At 62.4% G+C, this 24,422-nt stretch carries 21 protein-coding genes; 10 read left to right on the top strand and 11 right to left on the bottom strand.

All coding sequences use genetic code 11. From position 1 onward, the window contains the following. Nucleotides 1–20: 20 nt before the first annotated feature. The 5 genes from MUW49_RS00105 to MUW49_RS00085 form a co-directional block, all read right to left on the bottom strand. Nucleotides 21–2,432, bottom strand: a complete 2,412-nt coding sequence (locus MUW49_RS00105; RefSeq protein WP_244812278.1) for a proprotein convertase P-domain-containing protein — start codon at nt 2,430–2,432, stop codon at nt 21–23. A gap of 29 nt (nt 2,433–2,461) precedes the next feature. Continuing rightward, the gene (locus tag MUW49_RS00100) at nt 2,462–4,504 is read right to left on the bottom strand and encodes a prolyl oligopeptidase family serine peptidase (protein WP_244812277.1); all 2,043 of its coding nucleotides are present in this window, start codon (nt 4,502–4,504) and stop codon (nt 2,462–2,464) included. Then, nucleotides 4,504–6,654, bottom strand: a complete 2,151-nt coding sequence (locus tag MUW49_RS00095) for a TonB-dependent hemoglobin/transferrin/lactoferrin family receptor (protein ID WP_043155298.1) — start codon at nt 6,652–6,654, stop codon at nt 4,504–4,506. Before MUW49_RS00095 ends, MUW49_RS00100 begins: the two co-directional genes overlap by 1 nt. A gap of 261 nt (nt 6,655–6,915) precedes the next feature. After that, nucleotides 6,916–8,763, bottom strand: a complete 1,848-nt coding sequence (locus MUW49_RS00090; protein WP_244812276.1) for a DUF3413 domain-containing protein — start codon at nt 8,761–8,763, stop codon at nt 6,916–6,918. A gap of 43 nt (nt 8,764–8,806) precedes the next feature. Continuing rightward, nucleotides 8,807–9,034 (bottom strand): DUF1414 domain-containing protein, encoded by a 228-nt coding sequence (locus MUW49_RS00085; protein ID WP_011705556.1) that lies wholly within the window; start codon nt 9,032–9,034, stop codon nt 8,807–8,809. A gap of 73 nt (nt 9,035–9,107) precedes the next feature. Here MUW49_RS00085 and yejK point away from each other — a divergent pair, with 73 nt between their 5' ends. The 5 genes from yejK to ugpC all read left to right on the top strand — a co-directional run bounded on the left by yejK (nt 9,108) and on the right by ugpC (nt 15,585). Next, the gene (gene yejK / locus MUW49_RS00080) at nt 9,108–10,169 is read left to right on the top strand and encodes a nucleoid-associated protein YejK (protein WP_244812275.1); all 1,062 of its coding nucleotides are present in this window, start codon (nt 9,108–9,110) and stop codon (nt 10,167–10,169) included. Nucleotides 10,170–10,564: 395 nt separating this feature from the next. After that, on the top strand, nt 10,565–11,746 hold the full coding sequence (gene malE, locus MUW49_RS00075) for a maltose/maltodextrin ABC transporter substrate-binding protein MalE (protein ID WP_010674249.1): 1,182 nt from the start codon (nt 10,565–10,567) through the stop codon (nt 11,744–11,746). A 73-nt stretch (nt 11,747–11,819) separates the two neighbouring features. Next, nucleotides 11,820–13,475, top strand: a complete 1,656-nt coding sequence (malF, locus tag MUW49_RS00070) for a maltose ABC transporter permease MalF (RefSeq protein WP_171865600.1) — start codon at nt 11,820–11,822, stop codon at nt 13,473–13,475. Nucleotides 13,476–13,487: 12 nt separating this feature from the next. Next, nucleotides 13,488–14,378 carry a maltose ABC transporter permease MalG gene (gene malG, locus MUW49_RS00065; protein WP_010674251.1) on the top strand — a complete coding sequence of 297 codons (891 nt, stop codon included), beginning with the start codon at nt 13,488–13,490 and terminating at the stop codon, nt 14,376–14,378. Between the two features lie 70 nt (nt 14,379–14,448). Continuing rightward, nucleotides 14,449–15,585 (top strand): sn-glycerol-3-phosphate ABC transporter ATP-binding protein UgpC, encoded by a 1,137-nt coding sequence (ugpC, locus tag MUW49_RS00060; RefSeq protein WP_010674252.1) that lies wholly within the window; start codon nt 14,449–14,451, stop codon nt 15,583–15,585. A 127-nt stretch (nt 15,586–15,712) separates the two neighbouring features. Here the strand turns inward: ugpC and ppk2 are convergent, their stop codons facing one another. Then, nucleotides 15,713–16,543, bottom strand: coding sequence for a polyphosphate kinase 2 (gene ppk2, locus MUW49_RS00055; protein WP_010674253.1), 831 nt, complete (start codon nt 16,541–16,543; stop codon nt 15,713–15,715). Between the two features lie 156 nt (nt 16,544–16,699). Here ppk2 and MUW49_RS00050 point away from each other — a divergent pair, with 156 nt between their 5' ends. Continuing rightward, nucleotides 16,700–17,506, top strand: coding sequence for an alpha/beta fold hydrolase (locus MUW49_RS00050; RefSeq protein ID WP_244812274.1), 807 nt, complete (start codon nt 16,700–16,702; stop codon nt 17,504–17,506). Between the two features lie 66 nt (nt 17,507–17,572). On the opposite strand, the gene MUW49_RS00045 is transcribed toward MUW49_RS00050, so the two are convergent. The 3 genes from MUW49_RS00045 to MUW49_RS00035 form a co-directional block, all read right to left on the bottom strand. Beyond that, complete coding sequence (locus MUW49_RS00045) at nt 17,573–18,382, bottom strand: MipA/OmpV family protein (protein WP_244812273.1); 810 nt, start codon at nt 18,380–18,382, stop codon at nt 17,573–17,575. Nucleotides 18,383–18,556: 174 nt separating this feature from the next. Continuing rightward, complete coding sequence (locus MUW49_RS00040) at nt 18,557–19,627, bottom strand: AI-2E family transporter (RefSeq protein ID WP_029314318.1); 1,071 nt, start codon at nt 19,625–19,627, stop codon at nt 18,557–18,559. Nucleotides 19,628–19,649: 22 nt separating this feature from the next. Next, complete coding sequence (locus MUW49_RS00035) at nt 19,650–19,919, bottom strand: sulfurtransferase TusA family protein (protein WP_244812272.1); 270 nt, start codon at nt 19,917–19,919, stop codon at nt 19,650–19,652. A 127-nt stretch (nt 19,920–20,046) separates the two neighbouring features. Here MUW49_RS00035 and MUW49_RS00030 point away from each other — a divergent pair, with 127 nt between their 5' ends. Then, nucleotides 20,047–21,501 (top strand): M48 family metalloprotease, encoded by a 1,455-nt coding sequence (locus MUW49_RS00030; protein WP_223918331.1) that lies wholly within the window; start codon nt 20,047–20,049, stop codon nt 21,499–21,501. Between the two features lie 133 nt (nt 21,502–21,634). Here the strand turns inward: MUW49_RS00030 and MUW49_RS00025 are convergent, their stop codons facing one another. After that, entirely contained in the window at nt 21,635–22,114 is a 480-nt protein-coding gene (locus MUW49_RS00025; protein ID WP_069785093.1) for a TlpA disulfide reductase family protein, read from the bottom strand. A gap of 60 nt (nt 22,115–22,174) precedes the next feature. Here MUW49_RS00025 and arsC point away from each other — a divergent pair, with 60 nt between their 5' ends. The 3 genes from arsC (at nt 22,175) to MUW49_RS00010 (ending at nt 24,059) form a co-directional block, all read left to right on the top strand. Beyond that, nucleotides 22,175–22,525, top strand: coding sequence for an arsenate reductase (glutaredoxin) (gene arsC / locus MUW49_RS00020; RefSeq protein ID WP_043155313.1), 351 nt, complete (start codon nt 22,175–22,177; stop codon nt 22,523–22,525). Further along, complete coding sequence (locus MUW49_RS00015; RefSeq protein ID WP_043155315.1) at nt 22,522–22,896, top strand: DUF2069 domain-containing protein; 375 nt, start codon at nt 22,522–22,524, stop codon at nt 22,894–22,896. Before arsC ends, MUW49_RS00015 begins: the two co-directional genes overlap by 4 nt. A gap of 248 nt (nt 22,897–23,144) precedes the next feature. Then, the gene (locus MUW49_RS00010) at nt 23,145–24,059 is read left to right on the top strand and encodes a linear amide C-N hydrolase (protein WP_234924985.1); all 915 of its coding nucleotides are present in this window, start codon (nt 23,145–23,147) and stop codon (nt 24,057–24,059) included. On the opposite strand, the gene MUW49_RS00005 is transcribed toward MUW49_RS00010, so the two are convergent. Beyond that, on the bottom strand, nt 24,003–24,422 hold a 420-nt coding region (locus MUW49_RS00005), incomplete at its 5' end, for an RNA-guided endonuclease TnpB family protein (RefSeq protein ID WP_244812271.1). The genes MUW49_RS00010 and MUW49_RS00005 overlap by 57 nt on opposite strands.

Here is a 24,422-nt window from a genome sequence, read left to right as displayed (position 1 = left end):
TCTTCTTTATATAGGGAGAGTCAGAGGCGACGCAGACGGCGCCACAGGGCCAGCGGCAGCAGCCAGAGCAGGGAGAAGGTCCCCCCGCCACTGCTGTCCGAGGTATCGAAGCGGATGATGCCGTCATCCGGCACGGGCACGGTGTTGCCGCACTGGGCGCCGGTACGCTGACTGATGCTCCACCCGTTCAGGAAACCCTGATTTCCCGGTTTGCTGTCCACCACCTCCAGGGTCCAGCGACCGGCCAGGGGTTCTCCTTCGAAGGCGCTGAAGGGTTGCAGGGACTGCAACTCGGTGGGGAAGACCCCTTTCAGGCTCGGCAGGGGGCTGTAACCCTTGTCCCAGATCTGGACCCGGGTGCCGGCGGGGGAGCTGAGCCAGATCTCCAGCTCATCCAGCGCCTCGTGCTGCAGATCCAGGCTCAGTTGCAGCCTGTCGCTCACACGGGCATCGCTCTTCTCCAGCAGTAGGCTGGTTTCGCTCAAGCCGCGCACCTCCTCGCTCTGGGCATCGTTCAGTCGCTGTGACCGACCACTGGCCCGGCTGATGACGGGGGTGCCGATGGGCAGGGTCAGGGATTGCTGCCACTGGCGCTCGGTGGGGCTGGTACCGCTCATGGCGAGATTCACCGAGAGGCTCGCCTCGTCGCCGCAGGCGAGCGGGCTCTGGGCCAGCAGGCGCAGGGTGGTGGTCATGCTGGCACCGGCGGCCAGGGTTGCTGGTTGCCAGTTGTCAGGATCGGCCTGCAACCCGGTTGGCAGGGTGAGGGCCAGCTCGTTGAGGGTCACTTCCCCTTTGCCCGGGTTGCTGAGGGTCAGCTGCACCGACTGGCGCTGCCCCAGCGGGATGGCGCTCCCCTCGGCGAGGGCGATATAGACGGGAGCTTGCAGCAGCCCGTGCTGACGAAATGCCTGCTCAAGCAGACGGGCATAGGCTCGCGTCGGGTAGAGACGGGCGGCGGTATCCACGGTGATCCGGGCCAGTTGCGGCATGCGAATGGCCGGCCCCAGGCCGAAGTGGGATTCGATGATGACGCGATCAAACTCGTCCCTAGCCGCCTCGCCGTGCTCGGCCACCGCCGTCAGCAGGGCCTGGAACAGCGGGGTGCCCCAGAGCTGATCCCCGTTGCTGCCGTTGATGGTGCGGTGGGCGGGGTAGCGGTAGTCCGGATGGTAGCGGGCGCGCAGATCGTCGAGCTGGCGCGGGGTGCGGTCGGTGAAGCGGGCATCCCAGTTGAACACCATGGCGGGTTCGAACTGGCGACCGGCTTCGCTGCGCTGGCGATGACTGGCGGCCAGGTAGTCGCCAAAGCCCTCGCCGATGGCTCCCCAGTCACCCTCTTCCCCGAGATCCGGCAGGATGTGGTGCTGTACCCCGTGGCCGAACTCGTGCCAGATGACCATGGGATCCTCGGCATCGGGCACGCCGCTGCGACCCAGCTCCAGCCTGCGTTCGAACGGATCGTAGAGGGAGTTGTCCTGATAGCCCGCGTCCGTGTCGATGTCGAGCGCTCCGGGGATGAGATCGGTGAAGCCGAGCGCCTTGAGGTGGCGCTGGGCGAGATCCAGATGGTAGTAGGCGTTGATGTCCGCAAAGCCGCGATCGTCACGGGTCAGGCGAAAACCCTGCACGTCACTGCTGCTGTAGGGGGCCGATTCGGGGGCCATGACATCCACCACCCTGGCATGGGGGCCGCTCAGGCGATACTGCCCGGCTTGTAGGCTCACCGGCAGGGGAACCGGATCCTGGTAGGCGGCCTGTGCCAGCACCAGCGTGTCGTGCCAGACCAGGCTGGCGTCCTGCAGGCGGGTGCGGGGATCGGGGTCGAACACCCGGGCCTGAACCTGCTGATCGCCTGCGTCGGCGACATGCAGAGGGCGGGTAGTTGCCTGATCCCCGAGACGGCCAAGCTCCTGCTCCCCGTCGCAACGGGCAAACAGCTGCACCTGGCTGGCCTTGGCATTGCCTGCCTTGTGCTCGCGCACCCGCTGGCGCAGGGCAGGCACCAGGGTATCGCCGTCTCGCCAGTACCAGGCTTCGACCGGCCCCAGCGTCTCTATCTGGTTGCCGTCGGTGCGCAGGGTGGCGAGCAGGGGATCCAGGGTGTCGCTGGCATCGCAGCCGGGCGCTGTGCTCTGCAAGGGGCGCAGGTTGTGATAGAGGCGCCAGGGGCGGCCGTCCCCGTCGACACCGACGGCGGCCTGGGTGGCGGCCACCGGCAGGCCGTTCACCAGCTGGCGAAAGCTGTAATGGTGGCCGAGCAGGCTGGCCCTGTCGTAGTCGGGGGCCAGCGTCACGCCGAGGCGGCTCTCGAGCCAGGCCTGGGGCGTGATGCTCAGGGGGTGTTCATCGACAAACTGCAGCTCGGCCGCCAGCAGCGGCGATGAGATCAGGGTTGCCGCCAGCCAGAGGGCCAGGGAAGAGGGTTTCATGGTTCACTCCAGAAAAAGAGGGCAAGGGGTCAGTGGTTGACGCCCGCCAGGGTGAGCAGGAAGGCAAACTCCTGCGCCGCACGCAGCGCCGCCGTTCGGGGGGCGCCCAGGTGGCCGCCGTCGAGTTCGGTGCGCAGCAGATAGGGGCCTGTTCCCGTGCTATGGGATCGCAGGCGGGCTATCCACTTGAGGGGTTCCCAGTAGGGCACCTGACTGTCGTGCAGGCCGCCCGTCACATAGACGGGGGGATAAGGGGCCTTGTGCAGGTTGTCGTAGGGGCTCAGGCTGCGCATCGCGGCATAGTCACCCGGGATGGCCGGATTGCCCCACTCGGCGTACTCCTGCCGGGTGAGGGGCAGCTCGGGATCCTGCATGGTGCCCAGCAGGTCGACGAAGGGAACTTGCAGCACGGCCCCGGCGAAACGGGTGGGCGCCTGGTTGAGTGCCGCTGCCACCAGCAGGCCGCCGGCGCTGCCGCCCATGGCAAACAGCCGGGCGGGATCGATGGCGGGATCCCGTGCCAGGGCATCGGCCACGGCGAGAAAATCATCCACGCTGTGCTGTTTGTCCCGGCCACGACCCTCCCGGTACCAGGATTCGCCGAGCAGACCGCCCCCGCGCACATGGGCGATGGCGTAGACAAAGCCGCGATCCAGCAGGCTCAGCACCCGGGGCTGGTAGTAGGGACGCATGGGGGTGCCGTAGGCCCCATAGCCGTAGAGCAGCAGTGCCCTGGGGTGGGTAATGCCCTTGCGCCAGACCAGGGAGACAGGCACCTTGACCCCATCCTTGCCCGCGATCCAGCGTCGCTCGCTCTGATAGGGAGAAGTGTCCCTGCTCTCGGGTGTCCCCTCCCAGGCGCCGGAGGCGAGATCCAGCCAGCGCTGGTGAGGTGGCTCGGCCATCCCCTGGCGGCGAATGAGCACCTTGTCGCTGGCCGGTTCCTGGCTGCCCTGGATCCAGGCCGTGCCTGCGCCATCGGTGAGCGGCAGGCTGTGGGTCAACGCACCCTTGGCATCCAGCACATCGAGCCAATCATCCCCTTCCTTGCGGTATTGCAGCACGGTGTGCCGGGCAAAGAGGCGCCACTTCTCGAGTTCCCGGCCCTCGCCGGACCAGAGCCGTTGCCACTCTCCCTTCGCCACCAGGCTCAAGTCGGCCACCTGATAGAGGCCGAGGGCGCCGTCCCGGTTGCTCTTGAGCAGCACCCTGTCCCCCTGGGTATCCAGGTAGTATTCGAGGCCGCGCTCGCGCCCCTTGAGCAGGTCGGCCCGACCCGCGTCCAGCAGGTATTGCTCCGAGCTGTCGTGGTTGTTGCTTTGCAGCACCAGGTGGCGGCGATCCGTGGTGCGATAGAGGCCGAGCAGCCAGGCGGGATCGCGCTCCTCATACACCAGGGTCTCCTTGCCATCCTGCCAGGCCAGCAGTTGCCAGGGGCGCAGGGTCTGGCGCTCGTTGGCGAGGGTGTAGAGGGTCTTGCCATCCAGACTCCAGAGCAGATCGCCGGCGCGGTGAGGCAAAGAGGCCAGTGTCTCGCCACTCGCCAGATCCAGCAGGGTGATGCGGTAGTCCCGATCTCCCCTGCGGTCTTCGGCCAGGGCAAGCAGGTGCCCGTCCGGGTGAAGGGCCCAGGCGGCGATCTCGTAGTAACCCTCGGCGGGCTGACGGGGGGCCTGCCGCTGGCGGGAGGCGGAGCGGGCGTCGCTGCGCTGCCACAGGCTGCCGTCCGCCTCCATGCGCCATTGGCTGCCCGCCTGAGTCAGCCACTCCTTTGGCAGGGGCTCGCCCCGCTCCCTGGCCTGCCACTCGCCTTGCAGCGTTGTTTCGAGGGGCTTTTGGGCGGCGAGTTGCTCGTCGGTCCAGCGGTTCTGCTCGCGCAGCAGCGCCAGCAGCTCGGGGGCGCGGCGACTGTTGTCACGCCAGCCGCCATAGGGATCGAGGCGGGCTATCTCCCCCTTCATCAGTTGTGGACGCTCGGGGATAAGGGGCGCTGCCACCTGGGTTGCCTCAGGAAGCGGGGCGGCAGGGGCCGGGGTGGCCAGTAGGCTGGCCAGTACAAACAGGCTGTGCATCAGATCCCCACGAAGGTGTAGCGCAGGCTGGCACTCAAGGTGCGCCCGCTCTGGGTGAAGAGGGAGGCGTCGGTACCGGCTTCCAGCCCGGCCACGTCCTGATAGCGGGTGTAACGGGTGTCGAACAGGTTATCGAGCTTGAGGTTGACCTTGAGGGCATCGGTGACCAGCCAGTCCGCCGTCATGGCGAGACTGAACCAGCCTGCGCTCGTGAGGCAGGCATCCTGGCTCTTGGTCAAGCTGTTGCCGCAGGTGGGCACTCTGTCCATGGCCGCGGCGTAGTCCGCCTGCACCCCCAGGCTCCAATCATGGGTCTGGTAGCTCAGGCGAGTGTTGCCCTCCAGCGGGGTCAGAGTGCGCAGCGCCTCGCCCTGGCTGTCTTCCCCGTCGACCCAGCCGAGCTTGGTGGCCAGCTCCCACTCCTGGGTCAGCCAGTAGCTGGCGGCGATTTCCGCGCCCCAGGTCTCGGCCTTGGCCACGTTGCGGTACTGGCGCAGGATGACGCCGTCACTCAGGCGCAGCCCCACCTCGCGCCAGTCGATGAAGTTGTTGTAGCGGTTGTAGAAGAGGGCCGGCTTGATGCTCCAGTTGTCCCCCTCGCCGCTGAGCCCCCACTCAAAGCTGTGGCTGGTCTCCTCCTTCAGATCCGTGTTGGCGATGATCTGGAATGGCGGCAGGGCGAAGTAGTGGGGAATGTTGCCGTAGACCTTGTCGTAGGAGGGGGCCCGAAAGCCGTTGGCATAGCTGAGCCAGCTGCGCCACTGCTCGTTGACGCGGTAGCTGGTGGCAAGACTCGGGGAGAGATGCCAGCTGTGGTTCTCGCCCTGGTTGCCATCTTGCGGGCGCAGCCACTGGTGATCCATGCGCAGGGTGGGGGTGAACTGCCACCGGCCCAGGGTCGCCACATCGCCGAGCCAGACGCCGGCCCGGTCGGTGCGGGCACTGCTGAAGGGCTCGGACTGGCTGGGCTGGGGCACTCCCGCCTCCAGGCTCAGCTTCTCCACCGGCCGCTCGTGGCGGGTACGCTCCAGCTCGACGCCGTAGCTCAGCTTGTGGGCGATGTCGCCGGTGACGAGATCCCGGCGCACGTCCAGCTCGCTGCCGACCCTCTCTTCGGTGAAGGTGGAGAGCTCCCGCTCGCTGCGGTAGCGGGGATAGCCGCTCAGCAGGTCGTTTTGCAACAGGCTGCGCTTGTTGGCGCTGTTCTTGGAGTGGTTGCCATAGAGGCTCCAGATGAACTGATCCGCCAGCAGACTGCCGAGATCGTTCGCCTCCCAGCCAAGCTTGCCCCCCTGGGTGCGCTGGCTGCCCTGTTCGCTGTACTGGCGCACCTGCCACTTGCCGTCGGGCTGGGGCACTTCGCGCGGCCCCTGATCCCGCTTCGCATTGTCTTCGAAGTAGTCGAGCTCGAGGCGCAGCAGGTGGTGATCGCTTAGCGGGAAGCGGGAGCTGGTGGAGGCGCTGAGGCCGTCCAGATCCGCCGGGATGCGGCTCTCGTCATAGTTGGCGGTCTCGTGCCCCTGCCAGCCGGAGACCCGCAGCAGGTGCTCGCTATCCAGCAGCCGGGCGGCGCCGGTGGCGCTCAGCTTCTGCTTGTCGCTGCTGCCGTCCTGCAGCACCTTGCTGCCCAGATAGGCATCCTGCCCCTGCAGGTAGTCCTCTGGCTGCTTGGTGCTGATGACGATGGTGCCGCCGATGGCGTCCGAGCCATGGAGGGAGGAGCCGGCCCCCTTGGCGACCTCAATCTGCTTGACGTCATCGAGATCGAAGCTGAAACGGCCCACCTTGTCGTTGAGGTCGTCGGCGCCGAAGCCGTCGCTGACCCGCACCCCATCCTTGATGATCAGCACCCGGTTGCCGCCCATGCCGCGGATGATGATGTTCTGCGGCCGGCCGGCGGAGCCGGTCACCGAGACCCCGGGCTCGTTCTTGAACACGTCGGTGAGCTCGGTGGCGATCTGGCGATCCAGCTCTACCTCCGTGATGACGGTGATGGAGCCGGAGACATCGGACAGCTTCTGCTCGATGCGCTGTCCCTTGACCACTATGGTCTCGTGGGCCCTGGGTTCGGGATCTGTCCCGGCGGGATCGCTGGCGGCCAGGGCTGTACCGGACAGCAGCATGGGCCAGTAGTGAAGCAGTGTTTTCATTGTTGATAATGATTTTTATTTAAGCCTGAAGGGCGCGGATTATTGCAGATGAATCCCTTCGTATCAACGATTGATAATCATTATCATCTTTGTTTTATGATCTTGATCAGACTGCATTTTTTTGAGAGATGAATCAGTAGTTGCAGGGCATACGTTTGTGAAGGGCACTGACCGGGGGAGGGGAAGTGGAGTGTCCCGCCTGGATCTTGAGACAATAAAAAGCCCGCCGAGAAGGCGGGCTGGTTGGATGCGTGCGAGCACCTATGGGGTGCGATAGAAGCGGTTGAGCTCGTTCATCACCTGGATCATGGCCCCCATGTCCGGGGTGCCGTGCTTGATGGGGCGATAGGTGGCGCGATCCAGCAGTTCGAAGTCACCCTGCTTGTTGAACTGGGTGATGGTGTTGTCCTGATAGATGGCAAAGTCATTCTGATCGCCGGCCAGCAGCCAGTTGCGCGGGCTGTTGTCGAACAGGCTGCGCCCCGTGCTGTAGTCCCGAGGGGGGTTACGTACCCCCAGCATGCCCTTCATCAGGGTCGGCACCAGATCCAGGTGGCTGCTTGCCTGCTCCTGTGGCTGGCTCTCGACACCGGGCCAGGCGAGCACCAAAGGAACCTGCACCTGATAGGGGGAGTAGTTGCTGCCATAGCCCCAGCTGTTGCTCTGGGTTTCGTTGAACTCCTGGCCGTGATTGGAGGTGATGACGACTATGGTCTGTTCACTCAGCCCCTGCTGCTGCAGCCGGGAGAGCATCTGCTCCAGCAGTTGGTCGGTGTAGAACACCGAGTTCTTGTAGCGATTCTCCAGCTTTTGCAGGTTCTCGGGTCTATAGGCGGTGGCCGGGTTGAAGCGCGTCAGCTCGGGCTGGAAGGGGCCCTTGAGGCTGGCGGGCACCTGATAATCCCCCGGGCTCGAGAGATAGACCAGGGAGAACCAGGGCCTGTCCGCGGTGCGTGTGCCAAGCCACTGCTGCCAGTCGCCGATGAGGCGAGTGTCATCACTCTGGCGGGAGACAAACACCTGCTTGCGCAGGCCAGCGAGCAGGCTCTGCTGATATTGCTGGGCATCTTCCAGCGCACCGAACAAGCCGAACTGGTAGTCCTGGCGCAGCATCTCGTCGAACAGCACCGGCGGGCGCTTGTCGGCACGGATATCGCCATAGTAGTGGCCCGGCAGCCCGTAGAAGAGGCTGAACATCCCCATGGCGTCATCGTTGCCGCCACTCATGTGGTTGGCAAAGTTGAGGTGTTGATCCGCATAGCGCTGCAGATTGGGCATGTTGATGTTGTTGAGCATGTCGGCCCGCAGGGAGTCGACCACCACCACCAGCAGGTTCTTGTGCTCGGCCGGGGCACTCACGCTGAGGGGGCGCAGGGGGTAGAGCAGGCGATGCTCGGCGCTACCCTGGTTCTCGGCCTTCTTCTCATACTGCTCGAGATCGAGCCAGCCATGCTTGGCCAGGAAGCTTCTGGCTGTCATGGGGTAGGAGAGCGGGAAGTTGGCGCGCTGCATGGTGATGGGCTGATACAGGGTTGCATCGGCCCAGCTGTTGACGAGGTGAGTCAGCATGAAGCAGACCAGCAAGGCCAGTCCCACCTGATTGCCGTACTGGCGGCGTTTGCGCTTGTTGATCTTGCGCCACACATAGGCCGACAGCAGCAGTTGCAGCAGGAAGATGGTGGGCACGGCGACGAAGATGATGCTCCAGATCGAGCCCTCTTCGGTCTGGGCCTGATCCAGCAGCAGTTGCCACACCTGGCCATTCAAGTGGAACTTGAACAGCTGGAACACCTGGGTGTCGATGAGCAGCAGCACCTGCGCCAGGGTGGCGATGATGGCCGAGATGAAGCGCAGTGGCTTCTCTCTGGGCAGCACGAAGCTCAAGGGGAAGATGGTCAGCAGATAGGTGACGAAGCTCAGGAACGAGAAATGACCTATCCAGCTGATGATGAGATAGGTGACCCCGAGCGTGGTCGATGGCCAGCTGATGGAACCCAGATAGCGGGTCGCGATCAGCATGGCCAGGAGGATGTTGAAGAAGGAGAACCAATGCCCCCAGGTGATCAGGCGAGAAACGTTATCACGATAGGGGTTGCCGGTTTCGACCATAATGATCCATCTGCTTGAAAAACATCAAAGAATGCGAAGAAACTCAGTGAGCATCGTGGCGATGATCCACCGAGGCGGTGAGCGCCTGGATGTACTTCTCGGTGATCGCCTGACGCTGGGCCGGGGCCATACCGTTGATGATGTTGGTGGTCAGGTTGCCAAGCACCATGAGACTGAGATCCACCGGCGCCTTGTGTTTCTCCAGGGCGGTGATCAGGTCGTTCATCAGGGCGTCAAACTGCTCGTTATTGTACTTTGATACGATGGGCATAATCTTGGGTTCATCTCGGTTCAAAGCGCCTTATAATACTTCACCCTTTCGGCTAACACTATGGCTTTGTGACATGAGTCTCGATATCGACAAGATCATTCTTCACTCCCTGCGCGCCGGCAATGACGGTCAGCCGCACGCCGATACCCGCAGTCAGACTCTGCCTGCCGACGAGGCGGTACAAGGGCTGATGGCAGAACTGCATCGCATCTACAACGGCAAGGGTGGCAAGGGCTTCGGCTTCTTTGCCGACCCGGAAGCCGACGTCGCCGAGCTGGCAGAAGGTGAAGAGGCTCCCAGACAGCCGTCACCGGCCTTTCGCATCGCCCTCGAACAGCTGCTTGGCGAGCAGACCGAATTCGTCCCCTTCTCTATTACCCTGACCCAGATGCTGGTCAAACAGTTGGTGGAGCACGCCTTGGACGAGCAGGGCGTGTTGCTGATTGCCAAATACAACTATGTCGGGGTCGATTACCTGATGATCGCCCTGCTGGAGGGCAAGGAGAGCGTCACCGTCAGCGAGGCGCTGGACCTGCGTCACATTCATTATCTGGATATCGGCAAACTCAACCTGGTGGCCCGCATCGATCTGACCGAGTGGAAAACCCAGGGGGATTCGCGTCGTTATATCACCTTCAGCAAGGGGCGGGTCGGCCGCAAGCTGGGGGACTTTTTCATGGACTTGCTGGGTGCCCGCGAGGGCATGGATGCCAAGGTGCAAAATAAAGGCTTGCTGCAGGCGGTGGACGATTACTGCGACAGCCGTCAGCTCGAACCCGCCGAGCGCAATGATTACAAGAAACAGGTCTTCAAATATTGCACCGAACAGGCCAGCGCCGGTGAAGAGATCGAGATCAAGGAGCTCTCGGCGGAGCTCTCCGCAAAAGAAGCGGGAGGTGGCGACCTCGATTTTTACAGCTTCATCGGTCAGGAATATGAGCTGGAGGAACGCTTCCCGGCGGACAGATCCACCCTGCGTGGCCTGACCAAGTTCGTCGGTTCCGGCGGCGGCCTGACCTTGAGCTTCGAGCAGAAGCTGTTGAACAGTCGGGTGTTTTACGATCCCCAGACCGACACGCTGACCATCCGTGGTGTGCCGCCCAACCTCAAGGATCAGCTGCTGCGCCAGTCATAATGTGATCTACTCGCCATTTCTGGCAAAAAGGCATCGGAGTCCGCTCCGATGCCTTTTTATTTAAGGGGGAGATGAACTTGGAATCCGGCTTGGTACTTTTGTTAACACATTAAACCAAATAATGGAGATGAAAGGGTTTTCATTGAGGTGAAACCCCTTTCATTGGTGTAAATTTATTTCTTTTTGGTAATTAGTTTTCTGTGCAAGGCCAAAAATATGGCGATAAATCCCGATAAGTCGCTGAAATAAGAAAATGTTTTCATAACTTTCTGGAAGAAAATACGTAATTGCATTTCAAAAATGCGAGGCGTGTCATGTGAGGCATTGACTGCTTGGGATAATATGCATCTGCACACAATGCTCTTACAGCGCGGAACTAATACAAGGAAAGGCTCATGAAAAAGAAATTGCTGTCATCCCTGATCGGTCTGGCTACCCTGGGCGTGGCCTGCTCTGCCACTGCTGCCATTGATGAAGGTCAGCTGACCATCTGGATCAACGGTGACAAGGGCTACAACGGCCTGGCCGAAGTCGGCAAGAAGTTTGAAGCCGAAACCGGCATCAAGGTAACCGTCGCCCACCCGGATCAGGTTGAAGTCAAATTCCAGCAAGCCGCCGCCACCGGCAACGGCCCTGACATCTTCTTCTGGGCTCACGACCGTTACGGTGAGTGGGTCAAGTCCGGTCTGCTGGTTCCCGTGACCCCGAATGCCGCCACCAAGGCTAAGTTCGAGCAATTCGCCTGGGATGCCATGACCGTCGATGGCAAGACCTATGGCTACCCGGTCGCGGTAGAAGCGGTCAGCCTGATTTACAACAAGGATCTGTTGCCCAACCCGCCGAAAACCTTCGAAGAGATCGCCAAGATCGACGAAGACCTGAAGAAAAATGGCAAGCGCGCCATCATGTGGGCCTATGACACCCCCTACTTCAGCTACCCCCTGGTGGCTGCCAACGGTGGTTATGCCTTCAAGAAGACCGCCACCGGCTATGACGTCAAAGACACCGGCGTGAACAACGCAGGTGCCAAGGCCGGCGTCGGCTACATCTCCGAGATGATCAAATCCGGTCACCTGGAGAAGGGCATCGACTACGGTGTGATGGACGCCAAGTTCAACAAGGGCGAAGTGGCCATGATGATCAACGGTCCCTGGGCCTGGAGCAACCTGGACAAGAGCGGCATCAAGTATGGCGTAGCCCAGCTGCCGACCCTGAAAGGCAAGCCGGCCAAGGCCTTCGTTGGCGTACTGGGTGCCACCATCAACGCCGCCAGCCCGAACAAGGATCTGGCTATCGAGTTCCTCGAGAACTACCTGCTGACCGATGCCGGTCTGGCGCCGATGAACGCCGACAAGCCGCTGGGTGCCGTGGCTCTGAAGTCCTTCCAGAAGACCCTGGAAGCCGACCCCAACATCAAGGCCACCATGCTGAACGCCCAGAACGGCGAACCGATGCCGTCCGTGCCCGAGATGAGCCGTTTCTGGTCCTCCTTCGAAACCGCCCTCAAGAACGTCACCTCTGGCCGTCAGGGTGTTGACGAAGCCCTGGATACCGCTGCCAAGCGTATAGTCCAGTAAGCATGCACTACCCGGGAGGCCTTCGGGCCTCCCACTCTCTCAATCTCTCTTGGCGCAATAAAGGTTAATTGGCATGGAAGTAGTACCTTCTATCGAATCCTATGCCGGTCCGAAGAAAGACAAGTACGTCTGGCTGAAATGGACCATGGCGGCACTGATCGCAGTGCTTAATGGTTATGCGGCCGTGATGATGTATGCCAGCGGCGAGTGGGTGTTTGCCCTGCTCGATCTGGTGGTCGTCTCCGTCGGTCTCTATGTCTTCATGAACAAGAAGACCTATGCCCACCGTTATATTTTCCCCGGTGTGGCAGGCATGGTTGTTTTTATCATCTTCCCTCTTGCCTACACGATCGGCATCGCCTTCACCAACTATTCGGGATCCAACTTGCTCTCCCTTGAGCAGGCACGGGATTACCATCTGAAAAAAACCTACAAGGTGACCGGCGGTGAATTCGATTTCACCCTCCTGGGTGGTGAGAACAATCAGTTTCAGCTGTTGCTGAAACAGGACGACCAATCCTTTATCAGTCAACCCCTTACCTTGCTAAACAACAAGGCGCGTACCCTGGCCGTCCGTGAAGGACGGGTCCGTGACGAGCCCCAGGTTGTTCAGTTGCAGCCTCTGGACGGGGCCATGGTCGGCGAGGCGGCACCCATTCGTGCCATCGTTGATCACCGCACCCACCTGAGTGCCCTGGATGTGGTACTGCCGGAAGGCGATATCCATCTGACCCTGAGCAGCCTGCGCAAGTTCGCCGCCCAGAAACAGCTCTATACCCAGCTGGTCGACGGCGCCGTGCTCAAGTCCGGCGTCATGATCAAGGACAGCAACCTGCTGCGTGACAACCAGAGCGGCGAGCTGATGCTGCCCAACGGTGACACCGGCTTCTACCAGTACATCGATGCGGAAGGTCACTTCGTCGGCAAGGGCATTGCCCCCGGTTTCGTGGTGAGCGTGGGTTGGAAAAACTTCATGCGCATCGTGACGGACCCGGGTATCCAGAGTCCCTTCATGCAGATCTTCGTCTGGACCGTGATCTTCTCCGCCTGTTCGGTGGCGTTCACCCTGGCGATCGGCATGGTGCTGGCGTGTCTGGTGCAGTGGGAGCAGCTCAGGGGGCGTGGTTTCTACCGGGTCATGCTGATCCTGCCCTATGCGATACCGGCGTTCATCTCCATCCTGGTGTTCAAGGGCTTGTTCAACCAGAACTTCGGTGAAATCAACCTGTTCCTGGAAGCGGCCTTCGGCATCAAGCCGGACTGGTACACCAATCCCTTCCTGGCCAAGGTGATGATCCTCATCGTCAACACCTGGCTCGGTTACCCCTACATGATGATCCTCTGCATGGGCCTGCTCAAGGCCATTCCGGAAGATCTCTACGAGGCGTCCGCCATGGACGGGGCGGGGCCGGTACAGAACTTCTTCAAGATCACCGTACCGCTCTTGATGAAGCCGCTGACACCGCTGTTGATTGCATCCTTTGCCTTCAACTTCAACAACTTCGTACTTATCCAGTTGTTGACGAACGGGGCGCCGGACATCATCGGGGCCACCACGCCGGCCGGGACCACCGACTTGCTGGTGAGCTACACCTACCGGATCGCGTTCCAGGGCTCGGGTGGTCAGGACTACGGTCTGGCCAGTGCCATCGCCACCGCCATCTTCCTCATCGTGGGTGCGCTGGCCTTGCTCAACCTGAAATTGTCCAAAGCCGACAAGCAACTGTAAGGAGGCTTCAACATGGCAATCGTACAACCCAAATCAGTCAAATACCGGGTGTGGGCAACCCACCTGGTGATGTGGGGCTTCCTGGCACTGATCATCTTCCCGCTGATCATGGTCATCGCCATCTCGTTCCGTAACGGCAACTTCTCGGTAGGGGAGATCATCCCCACCAATCCGACCCTGGATCACTGGAAGCTGGCGCTCGGCATGTCCATCACCAACGCCGATGGCAGCATCACGCCGCCGCCGTTCCCGGTGCTGACCTGGCTGTGGAACTCCATCAAGGTGGCGGGCATCACCGCCCTGATGATAGTGGTGCTCTCCACCACCTGTGCCTACGCCTTCGCCCGTCTGCGGTTCCGTGGCAAGTCCACCATCCTGCAGGGCATGCTGATCTTCCAGATGTTCCCGGCGGTGCTGGCACTGGTGGCCATCTACGCGCTCTTCAACAAGATCGGTGACTACATCCCCTGGCTGGGTCTCAACACCCACGGCGGCCTGATCCTGGCCTACATGGGGGGCATTGCCCTGCACGTCTGGACCATCAAGGGCTACTTCGAGACCATCGACTCTTCCCTGGAGGAGGCGGCGGCCATCGATGGCGCTACTCCGTGGCAGGCGTTCCGCCTGATCCTGCTGCCCCTGTCGGTGCCCATTCTGGCGGTGGTGTTCATCCTGGCCTTCATCGGCTCCATCACCGAGGTGCCCATGGCCTCCATCCTGTTGCAGGATGTGAACAATCTGACCCTGGCGGTCGGGGCTCAGCAGTACCTCTATCCGCAGAACTACCTGTGGGGTGACTTCGCCGCAGCCGCCGTGCTGTCAGGCTTCCCCATCACGGTCGTCTTCCTGCTCGCCCAGCGCTGGCTGGTGGGTGGTCTGACCGCAGGCGGCGTGAAAGGTTAACGGTTCATGGCCGGGGGAGCTGGCTCCCCCCGTCATCACGATTTGCAAAGATTCAAGAGCGGAGCTCGACATGGCTGAAGTAGTACTCAACAACGTTCGCAAAAATTACGACCCGGCTGTCCACAAGGACACCCTGCGCAGCATCAACCTGGACATCAAGGAAGGGGAGTTCATCGTCTTCGTCGGCCCGTCCGGCTGCGGCAAGTCCACCCTGCTTCGGATGATCGCGGGTCTGGAAGACATCACCAGCGGCGAGCTGACCATCGGCGGGCGCTACATGAACGACGTGCCGCCGGTGGAGCGCAACGTCGGCATGGTGTTCCAGTCCTACGCCCTCTACCCGCACATGAACATCTACGAGAACATGGCTTTTGGCCTCAAGCTCAAGAAGATGGACAAGGAGAACATCCACAAGCGGGTGATGCGCGCCGCCGAGATCCTGGGTCTCGAGCCGCTGCTGGACCGCAAGCCCAAGGCCCTTTCTGGCGGTCAGCGTCAGCGGGTGGCCATCGGCCGCTCCATCGTGCAGCAGCCGCAGGTGTTCCTGTTTGACGAACCGCTGTCGAACCTCGACGCCGCCTTGCGGGTCAAGATGCGCATCGAGATCGCCAAGCTGCACAAGGAGCTCAACTCTACCATCATCTACGTGACCCACGACCAGGTGGAGGCCATGACGCTGGCCAACCGCATCGTGGTGCTGAGCCCGCTCAAGGGCGAGGCGGCCACCAACCTGGAGCAGTTCGGCACCCCCCTCGAGCTCTACCACAACCCGGACAACAAGTTCGTGGCAGGCTTCATCGGCTCCCCCAAGATGAACTTCCTGGCGGGCGAGCTGGTGGAGATCGGCGAGCAGGAGTGCGTGGTCAAGCTCACCTCCGGCGATACCGTGCGTGCCCGGGTGGATGCCCGTCGCGGCGCGGTGGGCGACAAGGTGGAGCTGGGCATTCGCCCCGAGCACCTGGTGCCGCTGGGTCATGCCCATGCCGACAGCCGCGTGAGCGGCGTGGTGCAGGTAGCCGAACACCTGGGGGCAGAATCCTTCGTCTACATGGACGTGGATGGTCACGACTTCACCGTCAAGGCGAGCTCCGACATCGACGTGGCCACCGGCCAGGAGTACAGCGTCGGCATCCCGGCCGAAGCCTGCTACCTGTTCGATGCCAAAGAGCAGGCGTTCCCGCGCACGGCCAAATATATCCGCGCCTGAGAGGGCGAGAGGGCCAGGTTTTCCTTTCTATACGTTCAATGCCTTTTGCCGGTCGCAAGACCGGCTTTTTATTGCCCGTCATCCGAAGCCCGGGTTCCGGCCAGCGGGGGCGGCTGGCCGGAACCCGTCACTGCCCGTGCTTGTCTGACTCGAGGGCGGCGGTGACGTCCGGCACGAAGTGCTGGCTGGTGAGCGGCGGGCGCTCATACCCTTCGGTCTTGATGGGAGGCAGGGTGATGGGCTCGTAGTGGATCGCCTCGTAGGGCACCTTGCCAAGGAGGTGGGAGATGCAGTTGAGGCGGGCGCGGCGCTTGTCGTCGGCGTCCACCACGAACCAGGGGCAATCCTCGGTATCCGTGTAGGTGAACATGTCATCCTTGGCGCGGGAGTATTCCACCCAGCGGGAGCGGGATTGCAGATCCATGGGGCTGAATTTCCAGCGCTTGATGGGAGTATTGATGCGCTCCTTGAAGCGTTTCTCCTGCTCTTCGTCGCTGACCGAGAACCAGTATTTGATGAGGGTGATGCCGGAGCGGATCAACATCCGCTCGAATTCGGGGCAGGCGCGCAGGAATTCGCGATACTCGTCATCGCTGCAAAAGCCCATCACCCGTTCGACCCCGGCCCGGTTGTACCAGGAGCGGTCAAACAGCACCATCTCGCCCGCCGAGGGCAGGTGCGCCACGTAGCGCTGGAAGTACCACTGGGTGCGCTCCCGATCCGAGGGGGCGGGCAGGGCGGTGACCCGGCAGACCCGGGGGTTGAGGGGCTCGGTGATCGCCTTGATGACGCCCCCCTTGCCCGCGGCGTCGCGCCCCTCGAACAGCACCACCACTTTGAGCCCCTCCTGCTTGACCCACTCCTGCAACTTGACCAGCTCCTCCTGCAGGTGGGCGAGGTGATGTTCGTAGGTCTTCTTGTCCAGACGGGGGCGTTTCTTGCTCTTTTCCTTGGCCATCATCCTCTCCTTGGTGACTCCTCGTTGTGAGTCTCTCCAGCTTGCACCAGGCGGACACCCCTGCCAAGGGTGGCGTGTTACACTGCCGCCTCATCAGCCGTTGGCAACAGAAAAACAGGAAAGCCAGTTTCATCGCCGCTGGCAACAGGAGAAAACATGAAGCAGTTTATGGAGATAGCGGGCCGCCGCATGGCCTATCTGGACGAGGGGCAGGGGCCGGCACTGCTCTTTGGCCACAGCTACCTGTGGGACAGTGCCATGTGGGCACCGCAAATCGAGGCCCTTAAGGAGCATTATCGCTGCATCGTGCCCGAGCTTTGGGGTCACGGGGATTCCGATGTGCTGCCCGAGGGGCCCTGCACCCTGGCGACCCTGGCCCGGGATCACCTGGCGCTGCTCGATGCCCTCGGCATCGACGAGTGCGTGCTGGTGGGGCTCTCCATCGGTGGCATGTGGGGCGTGGAGCTGGCGCGCATGGCGCCTGCTCGCCTCAAGGGCCTGGTGCTGATGGACAGCTTCGTCGGCCTTGAACCCCAGATCACCTGCGAGCGCTATCTCGGCATGCTGGCGATGATCGAGCAGGTCGGCGCCGTGCCTGCGCCCATCGCCGATCAGGTGGCTCCGCTCTTCTTCGCCCATCAACCGGACGCGGCCCTGATGGCCGGTTTCAAGGCACGGCTGGCCCAATGGCCCGCCGACAAGGTGGCGAGCCTGGTGGCGGTGGGGCGCAGCTTCGTGACCCGGGAGGATCGCATCGACTGGCTCGAAGAGATGAGGCTGCCCGCACTGGTGATGACGGGGTGCGAGGACAAGGCTCGCCCTGTGCTGGAGGGGTATCTGATGGCCGAGGTGCTGGGGTGCCCGTTCAGGGAGATCCCGGGGGCCGGTCACATCTCGACCCTGGAGAACCCCGCGTTCATCAACCGGGCGCTCGCCGAATTTCTCGCCGAAGTGGCAGGGTGACGCTGCGCCGGATAGCCGTAAAAAAGGAGCCATGGGCTCCTTTTTTGTTGCCCAGTCCGGATGGGGCTACCAGATGTAGCCCACCCCGAAGCCTGCATAGAGTTCTCCCTGATGCTGGACGATGGGGCTGTCCGCGATGTCGTCGTCGTAGCGCTCGTAGTTGATGCCAAAGCCGCCAATCCAGTTGGCGCTGAAGCGATAGCTGCCGATGAGGGAGACCATGGGGGAGAGGGTGGTGCCCGTGTTCCACGCCGGCCTGTCCGCCCTCGCTTCGTCTTGCGAGACACCGCCGAAGTAGTAGTTGGCGAGGTTGTGGCTGCGCAGCATGATGCCGGCTCCCGGCATCAGCAGCAGGGGGCCGCGGATGATGGGGAAGTTGGCCCACAGCATCAGCTCCTGACCGTTGCTGGTGCCGGTCACATCCGTGGTGGCCCGCACGCTCCAGAGGGCGTAGGGAGTGATGAGATCGGCCCCGAACCCCGCTTCGAACTGCCCCTTGCGCTTCTCCAGGCCATGGAGGAAGGGGTCGTCGTCCGGGTCCAGGTTGCCAAAGCGCATCCGGCCGAAGGCATAGGTCGAGAGGTTGCCATTGCGGCTCAGGTAGTAGCGGGCCCTATCCCCCAGATACATCAGGTTGTCACCAAAATAGAGGGCTCCCGGGATGGGCATCAGGGTGTCGTCCTGGTGCTGGTAACGTGCCTGACCGCCGATGACGGCCCCGCCCAGCACCAACCCCTTGGGAATGGGGCTGTCAGGGCTGTCGCTGGAGAAGGCGCTGAGGGCCCCGATATCGAGGTCTGCCCGGACGGGAGAACAGAACAGCAGTGCCAGAAAGGCACCCAGAGAGGCATGGCGCAGGGCAGGGAGTGGGGGCATGACAGATCCTTGTCGGTGGGTGGGCAGTGGGAACGAATCAGACCGGCGTAGCAAGTCAAACGGATGTCGGTTTTCAATTAAACCCGACAAGGCAAGCATGAGCCAGCGTCACGGAGGTGCTGCTGGTGGCTGGTATCTGGAAGGGGCGAGACCCGGCCTCGCCCCTTGCCAGGGTCAGGGGGCGGGGCGGGGGAGATCTTCCCGCTTGGGCCAGGCGTTGAGCACCGCTTTGACCAGTGTGGCGAGGGGAATGGCGAAGAAGACGCCCCAAAAGCCCCACAGACCGCCAAACACCAGCACGGCGATGATGATGGCCACCGGGTGCAGGTTGACCGCCTCGGAGAAGAGCAGGGGGACCAGCAGGTTGCCGTCGAGGGCCTGGATCACGAAATAGGCCACCATCAGCCAGGCGAAGTCGGGGGTCAGCCCCCACTGGAACAGGGCCACCATGGCCACCGGCACGGTCACCGCGGCGGCACCGATATAGGGGATGAGCACGGAGAAGCCCACCGCGACCGCCAGCAGGGCGGAGTAGCGCAATCCCATCAGGGCGAAGGGCACATAGGTGGCGATGCCGACGATGACGATCTCGATCACCTTGCCGCGGATGTAGTTGATGATCTGGTCGTTCATCTCCACCCAGACCCGGTTCACCAGGGTGCGGTTGCGGGGCAGGAAGCGGCGCAGGCCGCCCATCAGCACCTGTTTGTCCTTGAGCATGAAGAAGACCATCAGGGGTACCAGGATGGCGTAGATGAGGATGGCCACCACGTTGATGAGGGAGCTCAAAGAGGCGCTCACCAGTTGTTCGCCGCCGGTCAGGATGCGCTGGCGAATGTTGTCGATGATGGTTTCCACCAGGCTGACGTCGATGATCTCGGGGTATTTTTCCGGCAGGGTGCGCACATAGTCCTGGGCATGGGCCAGCATGGCGGGGGCCTCCTTGGCCAGGTTGACCCCCTGGCTCACCAGCGTCGGGATGAGGCCCAGCAGCATCAGGGTCGTCACCGTGATGAACAACAGCAGGACCAGGCTGGTAGCGACGGTGCGAGAGAGGCCGCCCCGTTGCAGGCGACTCACCGGCCACTCCAGCAGATAGGCCATCACCAGGGCCACCAGCAGCGGTGCCAGCAGATCCCCAAACAGCCAGAGCACGGCAAAGCAGAAGACCAGCAGCAGGAAGAGGGTGACGGCATCGGGGTCGGAAAAACGGGTCTGATACCAGCGCTTCAATACATCTAACATCGAGGCTTCCTTGAATGGCGGCTCACGCGGTGGGTGGCATGGGCTCGGGGGTGAGCAGGGCGTCCCGGGGGGGACGGGCAACGACGAGCAGCAGGGAGAGGCGGGTAGCTGACTCTTCCCGGGTCTGGACATGATGACCCTGACGGTGCAGATAGGCGGGAATATCCTGCCGGGAGCCTGCATCCCCGAGCTGGATGCACACGGATTGACCGGGCCGGGCCTGGCGCAACCAGAGCTTGAGCCGGATGAGGGGCTCGGGACAACGCCAGGGGGTCAGGTCGAGCTGTTCCATGAGAACTCCATCGCGTGCGTGGCGGTCATTATGGCCGTGATGAGAGGATGAAACAACGCTTGTGGGCCTTGAATGGCAAGGGTATTCTGCCGATGCCCGCTGGGGTCTGATTGGAGATAGAGATAACGTGGCACGTTTTTCCCCCCTGATAGCATCGCTTCCCCTGTTGGTCACCCTGATGGGGGCGACCTTCCACGCCCAGGGGAGCAACCAGTTGCCCGACATCGGTACCGCCGGGGTCGCCGCACTGCCCATCGAGCAGGAGGTGCGCTACGGCAACGCCTTCATGCGTTTTGCCCGGGCGGGCCTGCCCATCATCGATGACCCCGTGCTCAACGAATACATCGACGATCTGGGCCAGCGGCTGCTGACCAATGCCGACGGGGTGCGCTTCCCGTTCACCTTCTTCCTCATCAACGATCCCAGCATCAACGCGGCGGCCTTCCTCGGTGGCCGGGTCAAGGTGCACACCGGCCTCTTCCTTTACGCCGAGAGCGAGAGCGAGCTGGCCTCGGTACTGGCCCACGAAATCACCCACGTGACCCAGCGTCACATCGCTCGTTACATGGAGGCACAGGCGAGCAGCTCCGCCATGACCCTGGCCGGCCTGGTGGGCTCCATTGCACTCGCGGTGATCAACCCCACCGCCGGCATCGCGGCCTTGCAGACCACGCTTGGCTTGTCGATGCAGTCGGCCATCAACTACACCCGGGACAACGAATACGAGGCGGATCGCATCGGCATGAAGACGCTGTATGACGCCGGATTCGATCCCATGGGCATGGCCAACTTCTTCCAGAAGCTGGCGGCGGAGTACCGCTATGCCAGCAAGCCGCCGGAGATGCTGCTGACTCACCCCCTGCCGGAGACCCGGATCAGCGAAGCCCGTGCCCGGGCCGGGAGCTATGGCGCGCGCGCCCTGCCGCCGAGCCTGGACTTCTGGCTGGCCAAGGTGCGCATCCAGGTGCGCTATGGCACCGAGACGCCCCAGGCGCTGCTCACCTACTTCGACAGCCGCCTGCAGAAGGGGGATTACCCCCTCAAGGATGCCGCCATCTATGGCAAGGCGCTGGCCCTGTTGCAGCTCAAGCGCACCGACGAGGCCGACACCCTGATGCAGGAGCTGGCGACCCGTCACCCGGAGGATCTCTTCGTGGTGGATGCCCTGACCGACATCGATCTCGCCAAGGGGCGCAGCGCCCAGGCCATCGCCAGACTGGAGCGCTTCCGCACCCGGATGCCGGACAACGAGGTGGTGGTGGTGAACCTCGGCAACGCCTATCTGGAGGGGGGCAACTACAAGAAGTCCATCGCCATCCTGGACCCTTATGCCCGGGAGCACGACGAGAACAGCCTGGCCTGGAGCCTGCTGTCGGACGCCTACCGCAAGGCGGGCAGAATGACGGACCTGCACATGGCACGGGCGGAGACCCTTTCCCTGCGCGGGGACTACCAGGCGGCCATCGACGAACTGATCGTGGCGCGGGGCACCACCAGTGACAAGCTGACCCTGGCCCGCATCGAGGCGCGTATCACCCAGCTGGAGCGGGCCAAGAAGGATCTGGACAGCCTCAAGGGCTGAGTCCGGAGCGGGTTGATGGCAGGCGGGGTGCTCCTTTGGGGGCATCCCGCCTTGTTTTGCAGGCTAAAATAGGGCCTTTCATCGGTTTCAACGCATCTTGATGATGAAGAAATGAGAGTGATGGATGGCTCTGCTATGGGGCGCTCGCCAGGCGGCGTTTTATCTCGGCGAGCTTCTGTTCGTCCAGCTCTCCCACCAGGGTCTCCAGCAGCGTTCCCCTGGCATCAAGCAGATAGCTGGTGGGCAGCGCCCCGGGCCTTGGGAACGGGAGGCGGGCGTCGTCATCCGGGATCATCAGGGGAACCCTGATGGCGTGGCGCTGTGCCAGCTCGGTCAGTTCGGCGGGGTAGGCGGGGTCATAGTTGATGGCGATCACCCGGATCTGGCCTTCCTGGTGCAATGTTGCCAGCAAGGGCATCTCCCGCAGGCAGGGGGCGCACCAGGGGGCGAAGTAGTTGACCAGCAGCGGTTTGCCACCGAGATCCGCGAGGCTGACCTTCTTTCCCGCGCCGTCGGTGAAGTCGGGTGCCGGGCTGCAGGCCCCCAGCAGGGTTGCCACAATCAGCCAACAGATCCGTTTCATTTCCATAGCCTTCCCGCTTACCCTGACCATCCGTTTCCCCTACAATAGCGCCATTTCTTGTCCCATCTTGCGATTAATCAGGGAGTTATCATGAGCGAGACCCAAATCTACCACAATCCGCGCTGCTCCAAGAGCCGTGAAACCCTGGCCTTGCTGGAACAGCACGGGGTCGCCCCCGAGGTGGTGCTCTATCTGGAGCAGGCCCCGAGTGAGGCACAGATCCGCACCCTCCTGAGTCAGCTTGGCTTCACGGATCCCCGACAGCTGATGCGCACCAAGGAAGAGCTCTACAAGGAGCTGGGGCTCGGCGAGGTGAGCGGCGATGATCTCATTCGTGCCATGCACCAGCACCCCAAGCTCATCGAGCGCCCCATTGTCATCAAGAACGGGCAGGCCCGCATAGGTCGTCCGCCCGAGCAGGTGCTGGAGATCCTCAAGTGAGCACCCGCTTCGCTCGCCTGCTGACCCTGGCCGGTTTTTTCGGCCTGCTGGCCTGGGTGCTGCTCTGGCACCTCTGGCTCTCGCCCCACCCGGATCTCGCCCCCTGGCTGTTGCCGGTGATCTGGACGGTGCCGCTGCTCTTCCCCCTCAAGGGCATAGTGCAGGGCAATCCCTACACCCACGCCTGGGGCAATTTCGTGCTGATGCCCTACTTCCTGCACGCCCTGACCCTGATCACCACGGATGAGGGGGAGCGGTGGCTGGCGGTGGTGGAGCTGGTGCTCACCACCCTGGCGTTTGTGGGCACCATCTATTATGCCCGCCTGCGTGGCCGCGAGCTGGGGCTGAGTATCCGCAAGAAGGAAGGCTGAGCCCCTCCCTGTCCGCCTGCTGGCGGGCAGGGTATGTGTCTGAAACCGACGCAAGCCAGCGAATGGCATCTGGCGGTATCGCCCCGAAGTGGCTTGCTTATCTTTTTGATTAATTTATGGATATTGATCGCTGATTGGCAGGGCAGCACCTCTGTTGATAGATCTGTCACCTGGTTTGCCAGCCTCAGTCAGCCCCTGTTATGCAAAAAGGGGTATGCTTGTGTTTTCAACAGACTCGAGTGATCCATATGACAATCCTGCGTTCCCCCCTGTTGCATAAGACCCTGCTGGCCCTGACCGTCTCCCTCTCCGTCAGTTCCCTCGCCGATGCCTGTACCCGCGCCGTCTATCAGGGGGAGGGAGCGCTGGTGGTGACCGGTCGTACCATGGACTGGCGCAGCGCCATGCCGACCAATCTCTGGGCGCTGCCCCGTGGCATCGCGCGGGAAGGGGAGGCCGGTGCGCACTCCATGACGTGGACGTCGCGCTACGGCTCCGTGGTGGCGGCAGGCTTCGATGCGGGCACCGCCGACGGCATGAACGAGAAGGGGCTGGTGGCCAACCTCCTCTATCTGACCGAGTCCGAGTATGTGACCCCGAGCGACAAGGATCCGCGCAAGACTCTCTCCATCTCGCTCTGGGCCCAGTACGCGCTGGACAACTTCGCCACCGTGGCCGATTCGGTCGCCGCCCTGTCGAAGGACGAGTTCTATGTGGTGACCACCCTGACCCCGGATGGCAAGCCGGGCCAGCTGCACCTCTCCCTCTCCGATGCGAGCGGCGATTCCGCCATCTTCCAGTACGTGGGGGGCAAGCTGCAGAGCTACCACGACCGCAGCTATCAGGTGATGACCAACTCGCCGACCTTTGACAAGCAACTGGCCCTCAACGACTACTGGGAGGAGATTGGCGGTCTCACCATGCTGCCCGGCACCAACCGCTCGGCGGACCGTTTTGCCCGCGCCTCCTTCTACATCAAGACCCTGCCAAAGACCGACCAGGCCAACGAGGCAGTGGCCGGGGTGATGAGCGTGATGCGCAACGTCTCGGTACCCTTGACATCCTCCCCCACCTTAGCGCTTCGCGTCACAGGAGGGGGATTCCCATTACTGGGTGATAGCTGCTCGCGCAGTACCGGGTTCCTGCTTCATCGGGCGGCCTGATTGCACCGCGCCTCCACAGGCTAAAACGGCGTGTCCCGCCGCTAAAATATTGCGAGCGCCATTCACATCGGCGTTCGCCTCATAACCACACGCAGCGCATTTAAACTGGCTTTGCGTCTGGCGGTTATCCTTCGCAGTATGCCCACAACAGGCGCACTGCTGGCTGGTGTAGGCCGGGTTTATCGCCAACACCTGACCACCTCGCCATGCCTGCTTGTATTCGAGCTGGCGGCGCAGCTCAAACCAGCCCTGATCTAATATCGAACGATTCAGCCCTGATTTTGCCCGGACGTTGCGCCCCGGCTGGCTGGTCGTGCCCGCTGCTGATTTTGACATGCTGGCAACCTTCAAATCCTCAATGAC

Origin of the sequence: Aeromonas sp. LsrichE-8G (assembly GCF_022869435.1) — a bacterium.
GTDB lineage: Bacteria > Pseudomonadota > Gammaproteobacteria > Enterobacterales > Aeromonadaceae > Aeromonas > Aeromonas caviae.
Note: the sequence above shows the minus strand (reverse complement) of the source record. Positions and strands in the feature narration are given on the sequence as shown.